1 protein-coding gene is annotated in these 252 nt (G+C 40.5%); it reads left to right on the top strand.

Features of this window, described 5'->3' with window-relative positions; genetic code table 11:
- Positions 1-71 precede the first annotated feature (71 nt).
- On the top strand, positions 72-252 hold a 181-nt coding region (locus ACYQ4O_RS13175; protein ID WP_460175895.1), incomplete at its 3' end, for an aminomethyltransferase beta-barrel domain-containing protein.

Below are 252 nucleotides of genomic sequence, written 5' to 3'. Positions count from 1 at the left end.
TTTGAACAGTTACTTCTCTATCGAGTGAACTACTACTACGAGGAATAAAAAAATGAAAAATTAGAGATACATTGAGGCCCAATAGATATAACAAAATTTCCTCAATTTATTCTCTGAAACTCAGGAGAATGCCCGATGAGCCCTGCGAGATTATTTCAGCAGATGAAAACTCTTTATTCTTAGCCAGTAAAGAGCCGATGTGGGCCGTCACTCCAGGTCAAAGCGCGGTCCTCTATAACGGGGATGTATGCT

The sequence above is a fragment of the Turicimonas sp. TL08 genome (assembly GCF_054660695.1).
Note: the sequence above shows the minus strand (reverse complement) of the source record. Positions and strands in the feature narration are given on the sequence as shown.